The following is a 16,138-nucleotide window of genomic DNA, read 5'->3' as shown; positions in this document are numbered from 1 at the left end:
AATGGCACAGAAATTTCTCGTTCGTCAAGGCGGCAAAACACTCCAAGCCGAAGCCGCCGACGTCAGCGCCGGCGTAGCAGACGCCGGTCGCATCCCCGCGCTGGGCAGCGACGGTCGCCTCAGCCCGACCATGATGCCACCCGGCATCGGCGCCGAAACGCAGCTCATCACCGCCACCGAAAACCTGGCCGCTGGCAGCTTCGTCAATATCTATTCCGACGGTGGCGACCTGGCCGTGCGCCTGGCCGATAACTCCAACGGCCGCCCCGCCGATGGCTACATCCAGACCGCCGTGCTCATGGCGCAAGACGCCCTGGTTTATCCGCTCGATGGCGTCAACGCCAACCTCAGCGGCCTGACCCCCGGCGCGGAATACTGGCTTGGCGCCGCCGGCGCAGTCACCGACACGCCGCTCGATGAAAACGACGTGGCAAACGCCAACAAAATCAGCCAGTACATCGGCAAGGCAAAGTCAGCCACTGAGCTGATTACCACCGACGACAGCTACGTGGTGCTGTAAAAATGGCAGAACGGAAGCCGCTTGTTCGCGTCGGCGGGAAGAGCAAGCAGCTTCCTGCCGGCGACAAACTGCCCTTTGCCGCGCTGCCAGTTGGATACAACGAGAACACGGTCGCAGCAGGAGATGATCCGCGCATCATCTATGCCAACACGCCCAACTGGCAAGGCGTAGGCGCGAACGTCAACCACTTCGAAAACGGGCTATTTACAGTCTCCGATCCCCTCAACGGCCCAACCGTAGACTACGCAGGTGACACCGAAAAAATATGGTTCGTACGCGATACCTACGAGGTTGCCAGGGTGCAGACGGCTCACTGGGCCAGCGCGCCAGCAGGTGTAGCGGCAGAGTCTAAGATATACGTACGCACTAAGCCGCACTGGTCGGTCGCATGGACTCCCTGGGTAAAGCTGCTTCTGGATGCTCCGACGGACAATAAGACGTATGGGCGCAAGGACGGCGAGTGGTCGGAGGTAGTCAGCGGCGGCGCACAAGTCACCCTCACCGGCAACCTAACCCTCTACGCCACCCAATCAACCGCACTGACCATCACCAATTTCGACAGCGCCACAACCTACACAGTGAGCGCCACTGGCGGCACTGCGAGCATTACCGACAACCAGATCACCTACACCGCAGGATCGTCCGCCGGCAGCTACGCCGTTACGGTCAATGGCCGCGCCGTGCCGATCACGGTCGAGGCTGCGTTTGTGGTTGCACCGACGATCACCGGCCCGGCCAATGGGGCCACGGGATTGGGTCAGGCGCCCACCTTCACCTCGTCAGAATTCGACACCATCGGCGTTGCCGACACCTTCCTGAACGCCGACCACGAAGTCCGCACCGGTTCAAATGGCACTGGCACGCTGATCGCATCCAGCTACGCCGACACCGGCAGCGAAACGTCTTGGACGATGCCGGGCAGCCTGCTCGCCACAGCAACAACCTATTACTACCGCAAGCTGCACCGTGGCACCGCGCTGGGCGCATCGGGCTGGTCGGAAATCAGCTTTACCACGGCAGCATCATTCGGCGGCCTGATCGGGACACAGGGCGGGCAGGGATTCGGCGTGGGCGAATACAACGGATCGCTGCCCGCCGGCTTCTCAGCCATGCCCGGCGCATCGGACAAAGCCAGCGCCAACTACGGAAATTACCAGTACAGCGACGGCTCGATCATGGTGTTCGTGCCGCGCTTCTACTATCGCATCGGACACGCTGCCAGCCCGCGCTACGCGACCTACGGCGCCAACGCCATCGACATTGTGGGTGTTGATACATTCGCCACCGAGGCTGCGGCAAACGCGGCAGGCTATGCCATGCACCGCGCCTTCAAGGATGGCGGCGCCGACAAGTCCGGGTTTTTCATCGACAAGTACCTGGCCAGCAAAACCGGCACCACATCCTGCAAGTCGATAGCCAATGCTGACCCCATCTCGCTGACGACAAGCGCCAGCTATAACCCGTCAAATGGCATGACTGGCTGCACTGGAATTCTTGCCGATGCCGTGGTGCTGGCCCGCAGCCGTGCCGCCGGGGTGTTCAATGTTGCGTCAATTTTCATGTACGACGCGCTGGCAAAGCTGGCGCTGGCGCATGGCCAAGCCGCAACCGGTACGACGCACTGCGCCTGGTACGACGCCAGCCTGACGACGAACTTCCCCAAGGGGTGCAACAACGGGGCGTTGGCGGATACGAACGACGGCAGTGTTACCTATGCCGTCGCCTCCATCTCGCCCAAGCCGAAAACCCGTGCCACGGCGAACTTCGCCAAGACGACGCACAACGGCCAGGAGTGCGGCGTTGCCGATCTGAATGGCTCGATGTATCAGGCGATGCTCGGCGTGACCATGGCCGGCACCAGCGCAACGGACACCACGCAAAACACCACGGGCCACGCCTATATCCTGAAAACCAGCGTGGCGCTGGCCAGCCTGACGGGCGGCTACGGCGGGGCAAATGATGCCTGGGGGTCAGCGGCAAACCTGGCGGCCAACTACGACTTGATCAATGGCTTTCTTCCATGGACGTCGGCCACAGGATGGATCTGCTACGGCAACGGCGCCAGCCAGGTGTTCAGTGGGGACACATCGGGCACTGACTGGCTGCGGAGTTGTGCAGGCGTCCCACTACTGGCCGGCACCAACGCGACAGGCACCAGTCAGTTCGGCAACGATGGGTGCTACCAATACGGGCGCGCCAACCTTTTTCCGCTGGCTTCCGGCCACTGGGGTGTCGCCGCGAGGGCTGGTGTGTTCTGCCGTAGCTGGTACCACTACCGGTCGGATGACAACAACTTCGTTGGCTTTCGTGCCGCCGCCTATGGATCGTGACTTGTTGGCGGGGCGATAGCCCCGCCATGGTCGACCACGCCATGACCCAAAATCCCCAAGCCGCGATTCACCACAAGTGCCGAGAGCTGATCATGCTGCTCAATATCAACCTCAATCACTTTCCGCGCCATGAAAAATACGGGCTGTGCCAAGAGATTCGCCAGTCGGTCTATGGCGTTCTGGCGGGCATCGTGGAGTGCCAAAAGAAGTACCACAACAAGACATCCCTCGGAAAACTCGACGTGACGCATGAGCAGTTGCGAGTCTTTATCAATCTCGCTTTTGAGATGGGGTATTTTGAGTTTGAGCATCACAAACGGGCGCGCAGCTCTGCAGAGTCGCTGCGTCGCTACACCGCCGTCTCGATCCTGGTCAATGAACTTGGCGCGATGATCGGCGGCTGGATTCGGAGTCTGCGGGGCAGCCCGCAGTTCGAATAGGGCGGGCCATCAAAATGCTTTTTCCGATGGCTTCCGGCAACTGGAATGACGCCGCGAAGGCTGGTGTGTTCTACCGTAACTGGAACAACAACCGGTCGAATGACAACAACAACGTTGGCTTTCGTGCCGCCGACTATTTCGCTTTCGCTGACCTGATATTGCATACAGCAAACACTGGCGACATAGGGGTGGTCCCGTCCTGCATCATGGCGAAATCTGCAAGGCATGGCGTTTTAGTACCGAAAGGGAGCATCCGCCATGCCTAAACGCCAGGGTGGTCTGTTTGAATCAATGTTCAGCACGGCATCGCTTTATGCGGCCTATCTGAAGGCGCGGCGCCGCAAGCGCAAGAAATCCGCCGTGGCAAAGTTTGAGCGCAACCTGGGCGCGAACCTGTACAAGCTGCACGAAGAGTTGCACGACGGCTCATATGTGCCACGTCCGTACAAAACCTTCGAGGTTTTCGAGCCAAAGCGCCGGTTGATCTATGCGCCGCACTTCCGGGATGTTGTTGTGCAGCACGCCATGTACGCCGTGCTCTATCCGATCTTTGATGCGACATTTAGTCGCGAAAGCTATGGTTGCCGCGTCGGCATGGGCACACATCGTGCCATTGATCGAGCGCAGCACTTCTTGCGCCAGTCGCCGGCGGATAGCTACACACTGCAGCTCGATATCCGCAAGTTTTTCTATCGCATTGACCGAACGATTCTGCAGTCCCTTTGGGCCAAGAAAATCAAGGACTCCCGTGTGCTTGCGCTGCTCGAATGCTTTGCCGGCTACCCGGACCCGGTTGGTATTCCCATTGGCAATCTGCTGAGTCAGTTGGCCGCACTGGTCTATCTCAATCCGCTCGACCAGTTCATCAAGCGCGAGATGGGTTGCGCTCGTTATGTGCGCTACGTCGATGACTTCATCTTGTTTGGCCTGACGCAGCGTGAGGCACGTCAGGCAAAGGTGCAAATCGAGGCGTGGCTGAAAGACCGCCTGGCGCTTGAGCTTTCCAAATGGACGATTGCGCCATCGAAGCGCGGTGTGAATTTCGTTGGGATGCGCACCTGGCGCAAAACCCGCTTCGTGCGCAGGCGCAGCCTGCACAACTTTTCCAGGGCGCTTCGCAAGGGCGCCTTGCAGAGCATTGTCTCGATCATGGGCAACGCCAAGCACAGCGCCAGCTACAACCACTTTTGCCGCCGCATGAGAACGGAGCGGCCAGACCTCATCCATCAACTACCGGAGCGCCATCGCCATGCCTGCACAAATTTACCGCTACACCAAAGTCGTTGAGCCTGGGCCGAATGGATACACCATCTACGCCCGCCTGCCGGAGCACGGGATGGAGCTGTGCGAACTGGACGGCGCGACCTACGTCACCGTACCTGATGATGCTGGCCCTATGCCGGAGCAGCACGCAGAAATCACACTGGAGCCGGTGATTGTGGATGCCGGATTGCGTGACCGGATACTGGCAGAAAGCCGCGCCGGCCAGCTTATCAGCCAGGCCATCATTGACAACATCCGCGCAAAATACCCAATCGACGAAGAGCTGTACTTTGCTCGCATCGGCATCGCCTCCCTGCCCGGCTTGTACCAGCCAAGCGAGAGCGAGATGCAGGAGCTGGCGAGCTATGGCGCTTACGTCGAGTCGGTACGCGAGTGGGGCCGGCAGCAACGAGCGGCGCTGGGGCTGTGATTTGTTTGTGAAACACAGGCTGCGCTCAGGTGCAGCGTTGCCTGCTGATTAAAACTCTGCTGGCGCGGAAGATGGCGGTGATTACACCACCAGACTCGCGCAATGAATCAGCCAGAAACGGCCCTGCGTATCAAGGCGCAGACAGAAGGTAAAAGCAAGGTTTTTGCCCCGGCCGGCGGCGCGGCGGGGCTGGCGATGCGCTCGCTTCTGGTGGGTTATTGCCTGGGTGAAAACAGCCGGGCGGCCGCGCGTATGAAATACGCCGCCGTCAGCGCAAACCCGGCAAGCAGGAGCAGCAGGACTAGCCACGCGCTACCACGAACGCCGGAAAAAAACAGCATCACAGCAAGCAGCCAGGATAGCCAGGCGAAGCGAATCAGTGCCATGCGCACGACCTTGTTTGAGAGGTTCAAGCATGGCCAATAATGATCTCAAGGTCAAGCTGCGCATCGAGGCTGATGCGGGCGGCGCAAAGCAAGCAATCAAGGGTGCTGCGGATGGGCTTGATGAAATAAGCAAGGCCGCGGCTGATGTAGCCGCATCTGGGCGCGCCGGCGCCGCTGAAATAGAGGGCATGGGCGCGGCCGCCAGGCGCGCCGAGGCGACGGCGCGGCCCGCGCATCGCGGTATCGCTGACGGGGTTAAGTCGATCAGCGCCGAGCTGGCGGAGGTTAAAAGACTCTATTTGGCATGGCAGGTGGCGCAGCAGGCGCTGTCTGCGGTTTCTGGCGTTGCAGCCACGGCGGACGCCTACGCCAATCTGCAGGCGCGGCTGAAATTGGTGGTGGGCGACGGGCAGGCGCTTCAGGAGGCGTTTGCGGGAGTGCAGCAGGTGGCACTGGCCACGAATTCCGCGCTCGAATCCACGGGCACTCTTTTTGCCAAGATTGCCGGTGCGGGCAAGTTGATTGGCATGAGCAGCCAAGAGGCGCTGCGCCTGACGGAGACGGTGAATCAGTCAATCCAGCTCTCCGGGGCGAGCGCACAGGCTGCGGATGCGGCGATAGTTCAGCTGCTACAGGGGTTGCAGAGCGGCGTTTTGCGCGGTGATGAGTTCAATTCCATCATGGAGCAGGCGCCGCGCCTGTCCAGGGCGATGGCTGACGGCCTGGGCGTGACGACGGGTGGCCTGCGCAAAATGGCAGAGGCCGGGCAGTTGAGCGCGGAGGTTGTGATTGGCGCCTTGCGCGGCCAGGCGTTGGCGATTGAGGGCGAGTTTGCGCAGTTGCCGGCAACCATTGGTAGGGCGCTAACGAACCTCGAAAGTCAGTGGCAGTTATTTATTGGTTCGCTGGATGGGGCGACCGGGGCCAGCTCATTGGCGGCAGAGGCGATTGATTTGCTGGCCAACAACTTTGACCTGCTGGCGTCTGCGTTGATGAATGCCGGCCAAGCATGGTTGGGCTGGAAAGCGTACAACATCGCAGCTGAGTTCTTGAGCCTAAAGACCGCTGTAGCCGCCAGCGCCGCAGCCAAGGCCGCCGACACTGCGGCGACGGTGGCGAATACGGCAGCTACCGCTGCCAATACGTCGGCGCAGGCGGCTAATAATTTGGCAAAAGCCGGCGCAGCCGCTGCGGCGGGCAAGGTAGCTGGCGCGGCTGATGCGGCGGCGGTTGCGGTTGGCCGGTTTGCTGGCGCGCTCGCTTTGGTGAAGGGGTTGGGCCTCGCCTTTTTGCTGACCAATCTTGTTGATATTGGCAAATGGCTTGGCGAGGCCGCTGCCAAAGCGATGGGCTACGGCAAGGCGCTGGAGGATGCCGAGGGGAAAATGCGGGCGCTGGATGCGGCGACGCAGGCGCAGAAAGATGCGGACGCCGCGTTGGCGCAACAGGCCCGGCTGGCGGCCGATGCCAAGCTTGAGTTGTCGGCGCGGGCGCAGCGGCTTATTGCCGATTTTGCCAAGCTGAAAGAAAGCGGCGATACCACTGCGCAGGCTATAAAGAAAGTTGCCGAGGCGCTTGACCTTTCTGATGTTGCCGGAATTTCCGAGGCGGGGGCTGCGCTTGATGCGCTGGCGGTGCGTGGGCAGATAGGCGCCGACCAGGTGGGGGAGGCCTGGCGGCGCGCGCTCGATGGTATGGACTTGCAGGTGTTCGAAGCGAACGCCCGCGCTGCTTTTGGTGATACTGAGCTGGGTGCGCGGCGCCTGGCGGCGGCGCTTGATGCGCAGCTGGGTGAGGCATTGCGGCGCACAAAACTGGACGCGGGCGCGCTGGCTGGAGGCGTTAATCAGGCCGCGCAGCAGGCGATCAATGACTTTGATGTGCTGCTGGAGCGTTACTCTGAGCTGAAAAAGCGGGGGGTGGATGCTGGCATCGCTTTGGCGGCAAGCCTTGATCAGGCGGCGGGCGCGGCAACTACGGCGGCTGCGGCGCAAGCAGTTGTTGAGCGATGGGAGGCGCTGGGTCGGGCGGGCCTGGTGGCGGGGGAGCGGCTGGCCCAAGGGCTTGCGGCGGCAAAGAGCAGGCTTGACGAGCTGACGCCAGGCATCAATTCTGTCGAAGAGGCGCTCAAGGCGCTGGGCGTGGTCTCCGATGCCGCGCTGAAACAAAGCGCCTCCGCCGCCCGCGATGCCTTCCGGCAGATTGCCGAGAGCGGCAAGGCCAGCGCCCGCGAAATCGAAGCTGCCTTTACCGCCTACGCCGAAAAAGCCGTGGCCGCAAACGGTGGCGTGGTCGATAGCGCGCTGCGCAGCGAAGCCGCCATGCGTGGCCTGCAGGTGCGCGCCGACGAAGCCGGAAAAGTCACCGTGCAGAGCTTCCTCAAGGCCCGCGAGGAAACGAAGCGGCTGGAAGAGCAGGCCAACAAGACCGCCGGTAGCATGGGCAAGATCGGCGACGCGGCAGCCGATTCTGCCGACAAGGTGGTGGCCGCAGCAGAAGCCGCAGGTCGCTCTACTGACCGAATCGGCGGAAGTTTTACCACTGAAATAGCGCGCGCGGTAGTCGGAGTTACAGGCCTGGCGGGCGCAGTTGGATCTTACGCCAGCCAAATGGAGCGCCTGGACGAGCAGCAGAAATCACTGTCATCCTCCGGCGCATCCGGCGTGGAAGAACTGCGCCTCAAGTTGCTGGAACTGAGCGGCAGTGAAGAGCAAATTGCCCGCGCCCGCGCCGCCCGCGATATCGCCGAGCTGGAGCGCAAGAAGGCGCTGTTGCAAATCGAACTGCACCGCGCCCAGCTCCACAACGACGCCACCGAAACCGCCTACTACCAGACCGAATTGGGCTATCTCGCAGAACAGATCAAGCTGACCGACCAGCTCGCCCGCGCCACCGAGAAAAAGCGACAGGAAGAGGCCAAGAAAAAAGCCGCTGAATCGGCGGCAAAGACTGCCACAGACCAGAAAGCCAGCCCAGCGCGACTGAATCAGAACGCCGTCACGATCAACGTCAATGGCGTCACCGACCCGGTAAAACTCGCCCGCCTGGTCGAACCCGAATTAAAGAAACTGGAAAGACTCGCCAAATGACCTCTGTGCAACGACTCATCTCCGGCCGCGACAACCTCGTCCGTAACGCCACGCTGGCTGCGAGCAGCGTGGCGCCATCCACCGCCATCAGCCGCACGTCGTCGCGGCGCAAGGGTGGCGGCAGGGTGCGTCTGGCCGGCGAGTACATGGGCCATGAGTCGTCGGATTTTGAAATCGAGATTGTGGCCAGCGGCGGCATCCCGCGCGCCAGTGCGCCGGTGTTTGCCGGGGTGGGTAATGGCAAGATGTCCGTGCAGTCGGTGGCGGCCGGCGCCACCCTGCAGTCGCTCACCTTCACTCTGTCCGACCTGGGCATCCTCACCGAAGCCGCGCGGCTTGATGTGCGCGATGTGCAAATCCGCGCCCGCACCGCAGGCGAATCCGGCAACGCCATCAACATCGTGGTGACGCCTGCGCTGACCCGCACCGCGACCGACTATTCGCTCATTGCCGACTGGCCTGCTGGTCAAGCCACCCAGGCCGGCGAGCAGTGGAATTTCGGCGGCCTGCCCATGACCGCCGCCGGCGAAGTCGACGCGAAAAGTCCGCGCATTCAATTCGGCGGCGATCCGCAAGTGTTCCGCCCGTACCGTGTGTATAAGGACGGCCAGTGGCTGCACGGTCTGGCGCCCGCTCCGGAGCGCACGATTACCGCTGGCACCAAGGCATTTGCCGTCACCGGCGGCTATGAAATCACCGTCACCAATGGCGTTTCCACCGAAGTCTATGGCGTGACACCAGCAGCGCCAATCGTCACGTTTTACGACATGCTCACCGCCTTGGCGGCCAGCGCCCTGGTCGAAGTTGCCGGCGTAGTCGTCGCCGACCGCCAGCCGGGCGGGCAGGCCGCAACCGATGTGCCGCTGCGCACCTCTGCCTGGCTGTTGTCGCAAGGCGGGAAAGTGGCGCTGACATCGGTATCGGTCCCCGCCGCCGCGCCGACGCAGACCGTCACCGCAAAATGCGTCAATGCCGACAAGGTCGGCGCCGAGCGATGGGAAGTCGCCGGCAGCGTCTCTGGCGTACTGACCAGCGCCACCACGGGTACTCCCTACACCAGCGCCGCCGCGAACTTCACCATTCCCGTTATCAAGCCGGCCAACGATGCCGCAGGGGAATGGTCATTCACGTTCGAGGCTGCCGCCCGTGCCGACAGCGAGGGCTTTCCCGCTATTTGCGTGCGCCCGTTCCGGTTTGGCCCCAACGCCCGCGCAAAGCAGGTGTCATTCCGCTACCAGGCCCGCCCGCCGGCAGATTGCGACTGCCGCGATATGCCCACCCCCACCATCGACCTGGCTTGCCTTGGTCTCGACCCCGAAGGAGCAGACAACATGGAACCCGCAGTAAAAACGCGGCTGCTGGCGCTGATGCAATGGCACGCACAGTCCGCAGCCAGTAACACGCCGATTGAGGCACTTGACGACGCCACCGGCATCGTCAAGGCCGACACCGTCGATCTTGACCTACTCGACGGCATCGTCCGCGAATTCTCGGGCTGCATCCGCGAAATCGCCGACAGCCCGACCGCGCTGACCTTGCTTGATGGCTACATCAACTCGGTCAAGGTGGCCGTGCAGGATTACGCATCTGGATCGTTCCGACTGGTTGAGTCAGTCAATTCGATCAGCGGATTCGTGCCGGGGGATGACGGGAATGAGTACCCAAGCGTATCAACGTCGATTGAGTCTGAAAACAGAGTAGGAACCGTCGGAGGAAGTAGTGTGTACACAAAACACTACTCTGGCGTTGCTACCGTAACATCAGGGCCGAATGCCGGCGTAATGCAGCGAACCGAATGGACCCTGTTTTACAACGACGCATCCATCGAAGTCACCCAGCTCGCCGCCCAAATGCGCGAAGACTACAAATGGCAAGCGCGCCCCGCTGTCGATCCCATCAACCCGGAGCAGACGACGGTCGAATACGACGCCAGCCGCTTCCTTGACCGCGTGCGCGCGCAGTGCAATCACGCCCGCGTAGAGGCCGGTATTTTCCCAAAATCTGACGCCAGCAGCACAGCCGCCGGGGGCTGCTGGCAAGACGACCCGAAGGCTACTCACTGGTGGGTAGATACTGCGGGATACTACCGCCCGGCATTCACGAACCGCGCCTACGTTTCCACCCGCATGGATACGGAAACCGGCGCCACCTACAGCACGCAGGAGTTCGCTTTTGGCCTGGTCGTGGCCTGCCCGGACCGCCTCAAAATCGGCGACACCATCGTTATAAACATCAACCAGACCGACGGCCAGCGCCCGTATTCCGTCGGCGATGAGGCGGTGCTGCAAACCGTTGCCGCTGGCCCGGCCTATCTTGCCGGCGGCATCAACGGCACAGACCGGCTCGCCTGGGATGTCACCGGCAGCGATTCCGGCCCTCTGGCAAAATACCTGGTGCCGATTTCCGGCCCCGTGCCGGCATGGTCTGGCGCCGGTGCCGAGATCAAGATCGAGCCGGGCGGCATCCCGTTCTCGCTTGGCGACACCTTCAGCCTGGCGATTGAGGCCGGGCAGTACAAATGGCGGCGCGATGGCGGCGCATGGTCAGCCGCGACCGATATCCCAGTCTCAGGCCCCGCCGCGCTGGCCGATGGCGTGGCCGCCCATTTCGACCCCGGCGCCGCGCCCAGCTGGGTGGATGGCGACGCCAGCACGTTCCGCGCCCACCAGCCGCACGCACCCAGCCAGACGCGTCACATGCGCGAGGGTGCGTGGCAGTGGTCCGGCAATGCCGCATCCATCGTGATCGACATTGGCAGCGAAAAGCCCGTCGGCGGCATCGTCCTTGCGCGCTACCGCTTGCCCGTCGGCGCAGCGGTCAGCTACGAAACATCGATCAACGGCACAACGTGGTCAGCGCCAGCACTGCTCGATATCACCCACGGCATTGCTGCTGACCTGTTCGAGCCGGTTACCACCCGTTACCTGCGCATCACCTTGACCGATGCGCCCGCGGGTGAGATCGGCGCAATCTGGGCCGGCGTGCCCGCCGCCACCAGCCTCTCCGCCGCCGCATCGCGCCAGCGGCGCTGGGGCGTTTCCCGCTCCGGCGGCATCAACCCATCCGGACTCTACGCCGGCCAGGGCGACGGTTGGAAATTGACGTGGGAAGACTGTCTCTCCAACGACGACGCCGAAAACCTGCTCGCCGTCATCGATTACGCCCAGCGCAACGACGAACCGCTGGTGCTGATCCCGCACCACCTGCACCTGGCCGATGCCGCGCTGGTGGCCGCCCGCCCAGAGGCGCTGGAAATTGACGACCTGCACGAATACCAGCCCAACGACGCCGCCCGCCGTCTGCTTTCTGCCACGCTGACACTGGACGCGGTGATCGCATGAGCGCCTGGCTGGTCATCGATGGCGGGCAGGATGGCTACACCACCGCCTACACCTTCGCCCGCGCCGCGCAGCCCACCGGCGCCGCCGTCACGCTCTCGCGCCTGACTGGCATATCCGCCATGCGCCGCGCCTTGTCCGTCCCCGGCCTATCGTCCGCACCCGCCGCATCGCTCTCCGCCGACCTCGAAAACGCCGACGGAGAAATCACCCGCGCCTATGCCGCCGCGCCACCCATGCGCCGCCGCGCCGAGGTACGCACCGCTGCCGGCAAGGTGTTTTCCGGCATCGTCACCGGCCTGTCGCTGGCCAATGCCGCCACACTGGACATCGTCGCCGGCCTGGACCGCCCGCTCTCCGACAAAATGCCGCTGCGCACCAGCGCCGTCTGGGGCGGCTGGCGTGATATCCGCACGCTGCCTTGGGGCTATGGCCGCGTCACCGTATCGCCCATCCAGTACGGCGCAGATCAGCGCATGTTCGTGCTGCTCGATCATCCCATTTCCGGCGTTGATGTCGTCAAACGCGACGGCGTGGAAACTCCCGCCTACGCCTGGCGCAACGGCCTCGACAGCACAGGCCGCGCCGTGGCTTTCTTGGAGCTGGCAGAGGCGCTGGCCGATGGCGAGCAGCTTGCCGTCACCCTGCGCGGACGGCTGCACCCGGACACCGCCCGCCCCATCGAAACCCCCGCCGAGATCCTGTTTGACATCATGACCAACCTGGCCGGCATGGATGTCACGTGGTCCGATCTTGACGACTACCGCGCCGAAACCGCCGGGCTGACGCTGGGGGGCTTGATCGACGACGCCACCGCCACTATCCGCGCCACCATCGACACCCTGCTGCAATCCACAGGCAGCGCCTGGTCCGCCGCCATGCCCGGCATCGCGCACCTGTGGCCCAGCGCCGCCGACCCCGCCGCACCCGCCTACCTGGTCACGCCACTCACCGCCGAATCGCCCACCGCCACCTGCCAGCATGACGACATCTACACCGTCCTGCGCGTGCTCTACGACTACGACCACGCCGCCGGCCGCGCCAGCCGCGCCGTGCAGATCGAGGCACCCGACGCCATCCGCGAATACGGCCGCATCGAAATGGAGTGGAACGCCGGATGGCTGCGCAGCCCGCGTCACGCCGAAGAACTCGGCCACCGCATCCTGCAAGCCATCGCCCGCCCGCGCTGGCGCATCACCTGGAACCAGCCGCTCACCGACATTGCCCCCGGCGACTGGGCCGATCTGCAGCACCCGCTGCTGCCCGTGTCCGGCCGCCACAGATTGAGCGAGGCTGAGATGAATTTCACCGGCCAGTCCATCGCCTGCATGGTCGAAGCGGCCGCCGGAGCAGTGCCGGAAACGGTCACCGGCCAGCTATCCAGCGCCTTCGACCCGCTCATTCAGGCCGGCATCACCGTCGAAATCGCCCAAAACGAAATCATCTTCACCGCCCGAGGCGACACCGGAAAACCGCTACCCGGCGCAAAAGTCACCCTCGACGGCGGCATCCATCGCGTCGCCGACCAGAACGGCCGCGTCAGCTTCCCCACCGTGCGCGGGCGTCATGTCCTGCTGGTCGAAGCAGCTGGCTACCCGCCCTCAGAAACCGTGGTGATTCTATGACCGACCGCAGGCGATTCTTCCCGGCAAAAACAGTCCAGCAAGTACCGGGGCAGAGGGTGGAGGTGGAGGTGGAGCTTAAAAAAGATGGAAAGGCACCTTGCGCGCCAACTGGGTTTTTCTGGGGGTCGCGCAAAGCGTTTTTAGTGCGCAAATATGAGGAAAGAAGCGAGTACCAAAACTGGGAGCCAGATTACAGCCTGTACCAGACAAGATACGACGAAGAGTGGAATAGCACTGAATTCACAGAAAGCGGAACTGCATGGACAACCCCTGAAAACCACGACCGCTATAAAACAGAAGGCAGCGAATGGAAAATCGAAGTCGTGCAGACGGCGGCAATGCTGGCGATCCCCGTCGGACCATCCTGCGGACTCACATGGTCTCTCGGATGGAAAGGTTATAAGCCGAATCGGCATGTCGAGTTTTCAGCGGACGGCCCGGTTGCCATCATTCACGTGCGAACAATCGAAGGTGTCAAGGAATACAACCAGGGTACAGCCATCCTCACCGCGTCCTGCGCCGGCAAAACAGTCGGCACGCTGCGCCTTGTGATTCTCCCGGACGGGCAGTGGTAGTCTATAGAATCAGGGCAGCAGTGCTGGCTATTTTCTCTACGCTGCAGTGCAATTTAATTGCATCAGGCTTGTGCCAAATATCTTTCAAACCTGTGCCAAATATCGTGCGCGCTTACAAAAAGCGCCCCGAATCGCCCACTTTCTCGATCAGAGCCGTCTCTATTCTCTGTTTCGCCTGCGGGTAGGCGCAGATGGCGGCCCTGAAAAATCAACAACTTACGCGCGGCGGTTCATCGTCAACCAAGGCCAGCTGTCAAACATCAAACCTTCCACACTGGCACAATGGGAACTTATACGTTACCATTTAATCTATGAGCTACCAGATCAACGAACTCCTGCTGGACGATGGCGACAGCCCCTTTGCGCAGTGGTTTGGGTCGCTGGACGCAGTGGCTGCCGCCAAGGTACGCGTCGCCGTCAGCCGAATGGAACAGGGCAACCTGTCCAACGTCGAGTGGTTTCGCGGCATTGGTGAGTACAAGATCGACTGGGGCCCGGGGCTGCGCATCTACCTGGCCAAGGATGGTCTGAAGATCATCATCCTGATCGGCGGCGGCACCAAGAAGCGTCAGCAGCAGGACATCGACCACGCGGTGGTGCTGTGGGAAGACTACAAACGCCGCAAAGCCTCAACCCAAAAAGGAAAGTGAACATGGCACTGACCCGTGATTTCAAAGAAACCGTGGCCGCGCGCGTGCAGAACGATCCGGCCTTCGCGCAGGCGCTTCTGGACGAGGCCATCACTCTGTTTGTCAACGGTGAACCTGAATCGGCCAAGCTGATCCTGCGTGACCTCGTGAACGCCACCGTAGGCTTCGAGGCGCTGGCCGAAGAAATTCACAAGCCCGCCAAGAGCCTGCACCGGATGCTGTCGCAGTCGGGCAACCCAACCATGAGCAACATCTCAGCGGTCTTTGCCGCCATCAAGCGTGCGCTCAAGGTCGAGGTTCACACCCAGATCGTGACGGCCTGATTTCAGGCATCAAACTCCGCCACCACCTCCCGCTGCGCCATCCAGTCGGTCGGCAGCGGGTTGCGCTGGAACCACAGCAGGCTCATACATCGGGGCTGTTGCCCGGCCAAAATGCTTTGGATGATGGCGGGCTCCAGCAAGGTCAGACGCAGCAGCTCGTTGACCGTCGAGTGGTGCAGGCCTTCGCGCTGCGCGATCTCGCTGCCACTGCCAACCACGCCATCATCCAATAGCTGCTGCCAGTAGAAGGCCCGCGTCAGGGCTACCAGTAAGGGCTGGTCGATCTGGGTGGAGACCTTGCCCGGCGACTCGGGCACCCCGTCTGGGCGCACCACCACCTTGCTACCGCCACGCTTCCTGATCTTCAGCGGGATGAAGATTGACAACTTGACCTGCCCGCCGTCGTTACGTTCACGGGCGATGGCTGCACCCAAGGCCTGCACTTTCGGCTTCATACGGTTTCCTCCATCTCCTGCAATTCCGCGCCGATGGTGCCGGGCGCCAACTCACCGGCGAGCTCCTGCCAACCCTGATCGCGCCAGATGATCTCCAGCCCGCCGCCCCCAATCACCACACGTTCGATCAGCAATTGCGCCAGTCGGCATTGCTCCGCCGGAAACAGCTCCCGCCACATCCCGGCCAGATTGCGCATCGGCAGCACGACCTGTGGCTCGGTGAGGTCTGGCCGAATCTGCTGCATCCGATCCCACACCGACTGCACGACGTGCGGGGCCGACAGCGCGCCCACGATCTGCCGCGTGACCAGTTCTTCAATCGGTACGGCAGGGAGCGCCCCGTGCTGGCTGGCCCACGCACCAAACCGCCGGTGTTTGACCGGCGTGTAGTAGCGGTAGGTCTTGCCCTTCTTGATCGTGTAACTGGGCACCAGCCGTTCACCGTCGGGCGTGAACAGCAGACCGCGCAATAACACCGGTTCCCGCTGGTGGTCGCAGGTGTCGCGCCGCCGCTCAATGCCATCGGTGGCGATCAGGGCGTGCACGGCATCCCACTGTGCCTGGGTGATGATGGCTTCAGGGCTATCGCATACGCAGATGTCGTAAACCCTAAAAGAAAGTCGTTCACAATCAATTAGTTATGACAGGGGCTTGTGGACCTTGGGCAAATCGGGTCTACTCTCGATTTTTGTCGGGGGTAGAAATGACACTGAC

Annotated in this window: 15 protein-coding genes; 12 read left to right on the top strand and 3 right to left on the bottom strand. The window is 62.3% G+C overall.

Features of this window, described 5'->3' with window-relative positions; genetic code table 11:
• Position 1 precedes the first annotated feature (1 nt).
• From ACM62Q_RS06775 to ACM62Q_RS06750, 6 genes are read left to right on the top strand one after another with little or no spacing between them, the layout of a single operon-like run.
• Positions 2 to 520 carry a hypothetical protein gene (locus ACM62Q_RS06775; protein WP_415034867.1) on the top strand — a complete coding sequence of 173 codons (519 nt, stop codon included), beginning with the start codon at positions 2 to 4 and terminating at the stop codon, positions 518 to 520.
• 2 nt (positions 521 to 522) lie between these two features.
• Positions 523 to 2,850, top strand: coding sequence for a hypothetical protein (locus tag ACM62Q_RS06770; protein WP_415034865.1), 2,328 nt, complete (start codon positions 523 to 525; stop codon positions 2,848 to 2,850).
• A 26-nt stretch (positions 2,851 to 2,876) separates the two neighbouring features.
• A complete protein-coding gene (locus ACM62Q_RS06765) occupies positions 2,877 to 3,290 on the top strand; it encodes a four helix bundle protein (RefSeq protein WP_415034863.1) in 414 nt (137 codons plus the stop codon).
• Between the two features lie 14 nt (positions 3,291 to 3,304).
• Complete coding sequence (locus ACM62Q_RS06760) at positions 3,305 to 3,556, top strand: hypothetical protein (protein WP_415034861.1); 252 nt, start codon at positions 3,305 to 3,307, stop codon at positions 3,554 to 3,556.
• A complete protein-coding gene (locus tag ACM62Q_RS06755) occupies positions 3,549 to 4,577 on the top strand; it encodes a reverse transcriptase domain-containing protein (RefSeq protein ID WP_415034859.1) in 1,029 nt (342 codons plus the stop codon). Before ACM62Q_RS06760 ends, ACM62Q_RS06755 begins: the two co-directional genes overlap by 8 nt.
• Positions 4,540 to 4,983 (top strand): hypothetical protein, encoded by a 444-nt coding sequence (locus ACM62Q_RS06750; RefSeq protein ID WP_415034857.1) that lies wholly within the window; start codon positions 4,540 to 4,542, stop codon positions 4,981 to 4,983. Before ACM62Q_RS06755 ends, ACM62Q_RS06750 begins: the two co-directional genes overlap by 38 nt.
• A gap of 215 nt (positions 4,984 to 5,198) precedes the next feature.
• Here ACM62Q_RS06750 and ACM62Q_RS06745 read toward each other — a convergent pair whose 3' ends face one another.
• A complete protein-coding gene (locus ACM62Q_RS06745) occupies positions 5,199 to 5,369 on the bottom strand; it encodes a hypothetical protein (protein ID WP_415034855.1) in 171 nt (56 codons plus the stop codon).
• Positions 5,370 to 5,398: 29 nt separating this feature from the next.
• On the opposite strand from ACM62Q_RS06745, the gene ACM62Q_RS06740 reads away from it, so the two are divergent.
• The 6 genes from ACM62Q_RS06740 to ACM62Q_RS06715 all read left to right on the top strand — a co-directional run bounded on the left by ACM62Q_RS06740 (position 5,399) and on the right by ACM62Q_RS06715 (position 14,969).
• Positions 5,399 to 8,458, top strand: a complete 3,060-nt coding sequence (locus ACM62Q_RS06740; protein WP_415034853.1) for a tape measure protein — start codon at positions 5,399 to 5,401, stop codon at positions 8,456 to 8,458.
• Positions 8,455 to 11,799, top strand: coding sequence for a discoidin domain-containing protein (locus ACM62Q_RS06735; protein ID WP_415034851.1), 3,345 nt, complete (start codon positions 8,455 to 8,457; stop codon positions 11,797 to 11,799). The genes ACM62Q_RS06740 and ACM62Q_RS06735 overlap by 4 nt, the downstream gene beginning before the upstream one ends.
• Positions 11,796 to 13,421, top strand: a complete 1,626-nt coding sequence (locus ACM62Q_RS06730) for a hypothetical protein (RefSeq protein ID WP_415034849.1) — start codon at positions 11,796 to 11,798, stop codon at positions 13,419 to 13,421. Before ACM62Q_RS06735 ends, ACM62Q_RS06730 begins: the two co-directional genes overlap by 4 nt.
• Complete coding sequence (locus tag ACM62Q_RS06725) at positions 13,418 to 13,996, top strand: hypothetical protein (protein WP_415034847.1); 579 nt, start codon at positions 13,418 to 13,420, stop codon at positions 13,994 to 13,996. Before ACM62Q_RS06730 ends, ACM62Q_RS06725 begins: the two co-directional genes overlap by 4 nt.
• Before the next feature lie 311 nt (positions 13,997 to 14,307).
• Positions 14,308 to 14,646, top strand: a complete 339-nt coding sequence (locus ACM62Q_RS06720) for a type II toxin-antitoxin system RelE/ParE family toxin (RefSeq protein WP_415034845.1) — start codon at positions 14,308 to 14,310, stop codon at positions 14,644 to 14,646.
• Positions 14,647 to 14,648: 2 nt separating this feature from the next.
• Positions 14,649 to 14,969, top strand: a complete 321-nt coding sequence (locus ACM62Q_RS06715; protein WP_415034843.1) for a DNA-binding protein — start codon at positions 14,649 to 14,651, stop codon at positions 14,967 to 14,969.
• Between the two features lie 2 nt (positions 14,970 to 14,971).
• On the opposite strand, the gene ACM62Q_RS06710 is transcribed toward ACM62Q_RS06715, so the two are convergent.
• On the bottom strand, positions 14,972 to 15,424 hold the full coding sequence (locus tag ACM62Q_RS06710; RefSeq protein ID WP_415034841.1) for a site-specific recombinase resolvase: 453 nt from the start codon (positions 15,422 to 15,424) through the stop codon (positions 14,972 to 14,974).
• Positions 15,421 to 15,969, bottom strand: a complete 549-nt coding sequence (locus ACM62Q_RS06705; protein ID WP_415034839.1) for a hypothetical protein — start codon at positions 15,967 to 15,969, stop codon at positions 15,421 to 15,423. The genes ACM62Q_RS06710 and ACM62Q_RS06705 overlap by 4 nt, the downstream gene beginning before the upstream one ends.
• Positions 15,970 to 16,138 lie beyond the last annotated feature (169 nt).

This window comes from Azonexus sp., from assembly GCF_047638095.1.
Taxonomy (GTDB): domain Bacteria; phylum Pseudomonadota; class Gammaproteobacteria; order Burkholderiales; family Rhodocyclaceae; genus Azonexus.
Note: the sequence above shows the minus strand (reverse complement) of the source record. Positions and strands in the feature narration are given on the sequence as shown.

What these genes read in the sequence shown, in the direction of transcription:
- ACM62Q_RS06760 (WP_415034861.1), top strand. Translation starts at nt 3,305, where the DNA reads ATGCTTTTTCCGATGGCTTCCGGCAACTGGAATGACGCCGCGAAGGCT.
- ACM62Q_RS06710 (WP_415034841.1), bottom strand. Translation starts at nt 15,424, where the DNA reads ATGAAGCCGAAAGTGCAGGCCTTGGGTGCAGCCATCGCCCGTGAACGT.
- ACM62Q_RS06755 (WP_415034859.1), top strand. Translation starts at nt 3,549, where the DNA reads ATGCCTAAACGCCAGGGTGGTCTGTTTGAATCAATGTTCAGCACGGCA.
- ACM62Q_RS06740 (WP_415034853.1), top strand. Translation starts at nt 5,399, where the DNA reads ATGGCCAATAATGATCTCAAGGTCAAGCTGCGCATCGAGGCTGATGCG.
- ACM62Q_RS06765 (WP_415034863.1), top strand. Translation starts at nt 2,877, where the DNA reads ATGGTCGACCACGCCATGACCCAAAATCCCCAAGCCGCGATTCACCAC.
- ACM62Q_RS06775 (WP_415034867.1), top strand. Translation starts at nt 2, where the DNA reads ATGGCACAGAAATTTCTCGTTCGTCAAGGCGGCAAAACACTCCAAGCC.
- ACM62Q_RS06730 (WP_415034849.1), top strand. Translation starts at nt 11,796, where the DNA reads ATGAGCGCCTGGCTGGTCATCGATGGCGGGCAGGATGGCTACACCACC.
- ACM62Q_RS06750 (WP_415034857.1), top strand. Translation starts at nt 4,540, where the DNA reads ATGCCTGCACAAATTTACCGCTACACCAAAGTCGTTGAGCCTGGGCCG.
- ACM62Q_RS06725 (WP_415034847.1), top strand. Translation starts at nt 13,418, where the DNA reads ATGACCGACCGCAGGCGATTCTTCCCGGCAAAAACAGTCCAGCAAGTA.
- ACM62Q_RS06745 (WP_415034855.1), bottom strand. Translation starts at nt 5,369, where the DNA reads ATGGCACTGATTCGCTTCGCCTGGCTATCCTGGCTGCTTGCTGTGATG.
- ACM62Q_RS06735 (WP_415034851.1), top strand. Translation starts at nt 8,455, where the DNA reads ATGACCTCTGTGCAACGACTCATCTCCGGCCGCGACAACCTCGTCCGT.
- ACM62Q_RS06715 (WP_415034843.1), top strand. Translation starts at nt 14,649, where the DNA reads ATGGCACTGACCCGTGATTTCAAAGAAACCGTGGCCGCGCGCGTGCAG.
- ACM62Q_RS06770 (WP_415034865.1), top strand. Translation starts at nt 523, where the DNA reads ATGGCAGAACGGAAGCCGCTTGTTCGCGTCGGCGGGAAGAGCAAGCAG.
- ACM62Q_RS06720 (WP_415034845.1), top strand. Translation starts at nt 14,308, where the DNA reads ATGAGCTACCAGATCAACGAACTCCTGCTGGACGATGGCGACAGCCCC.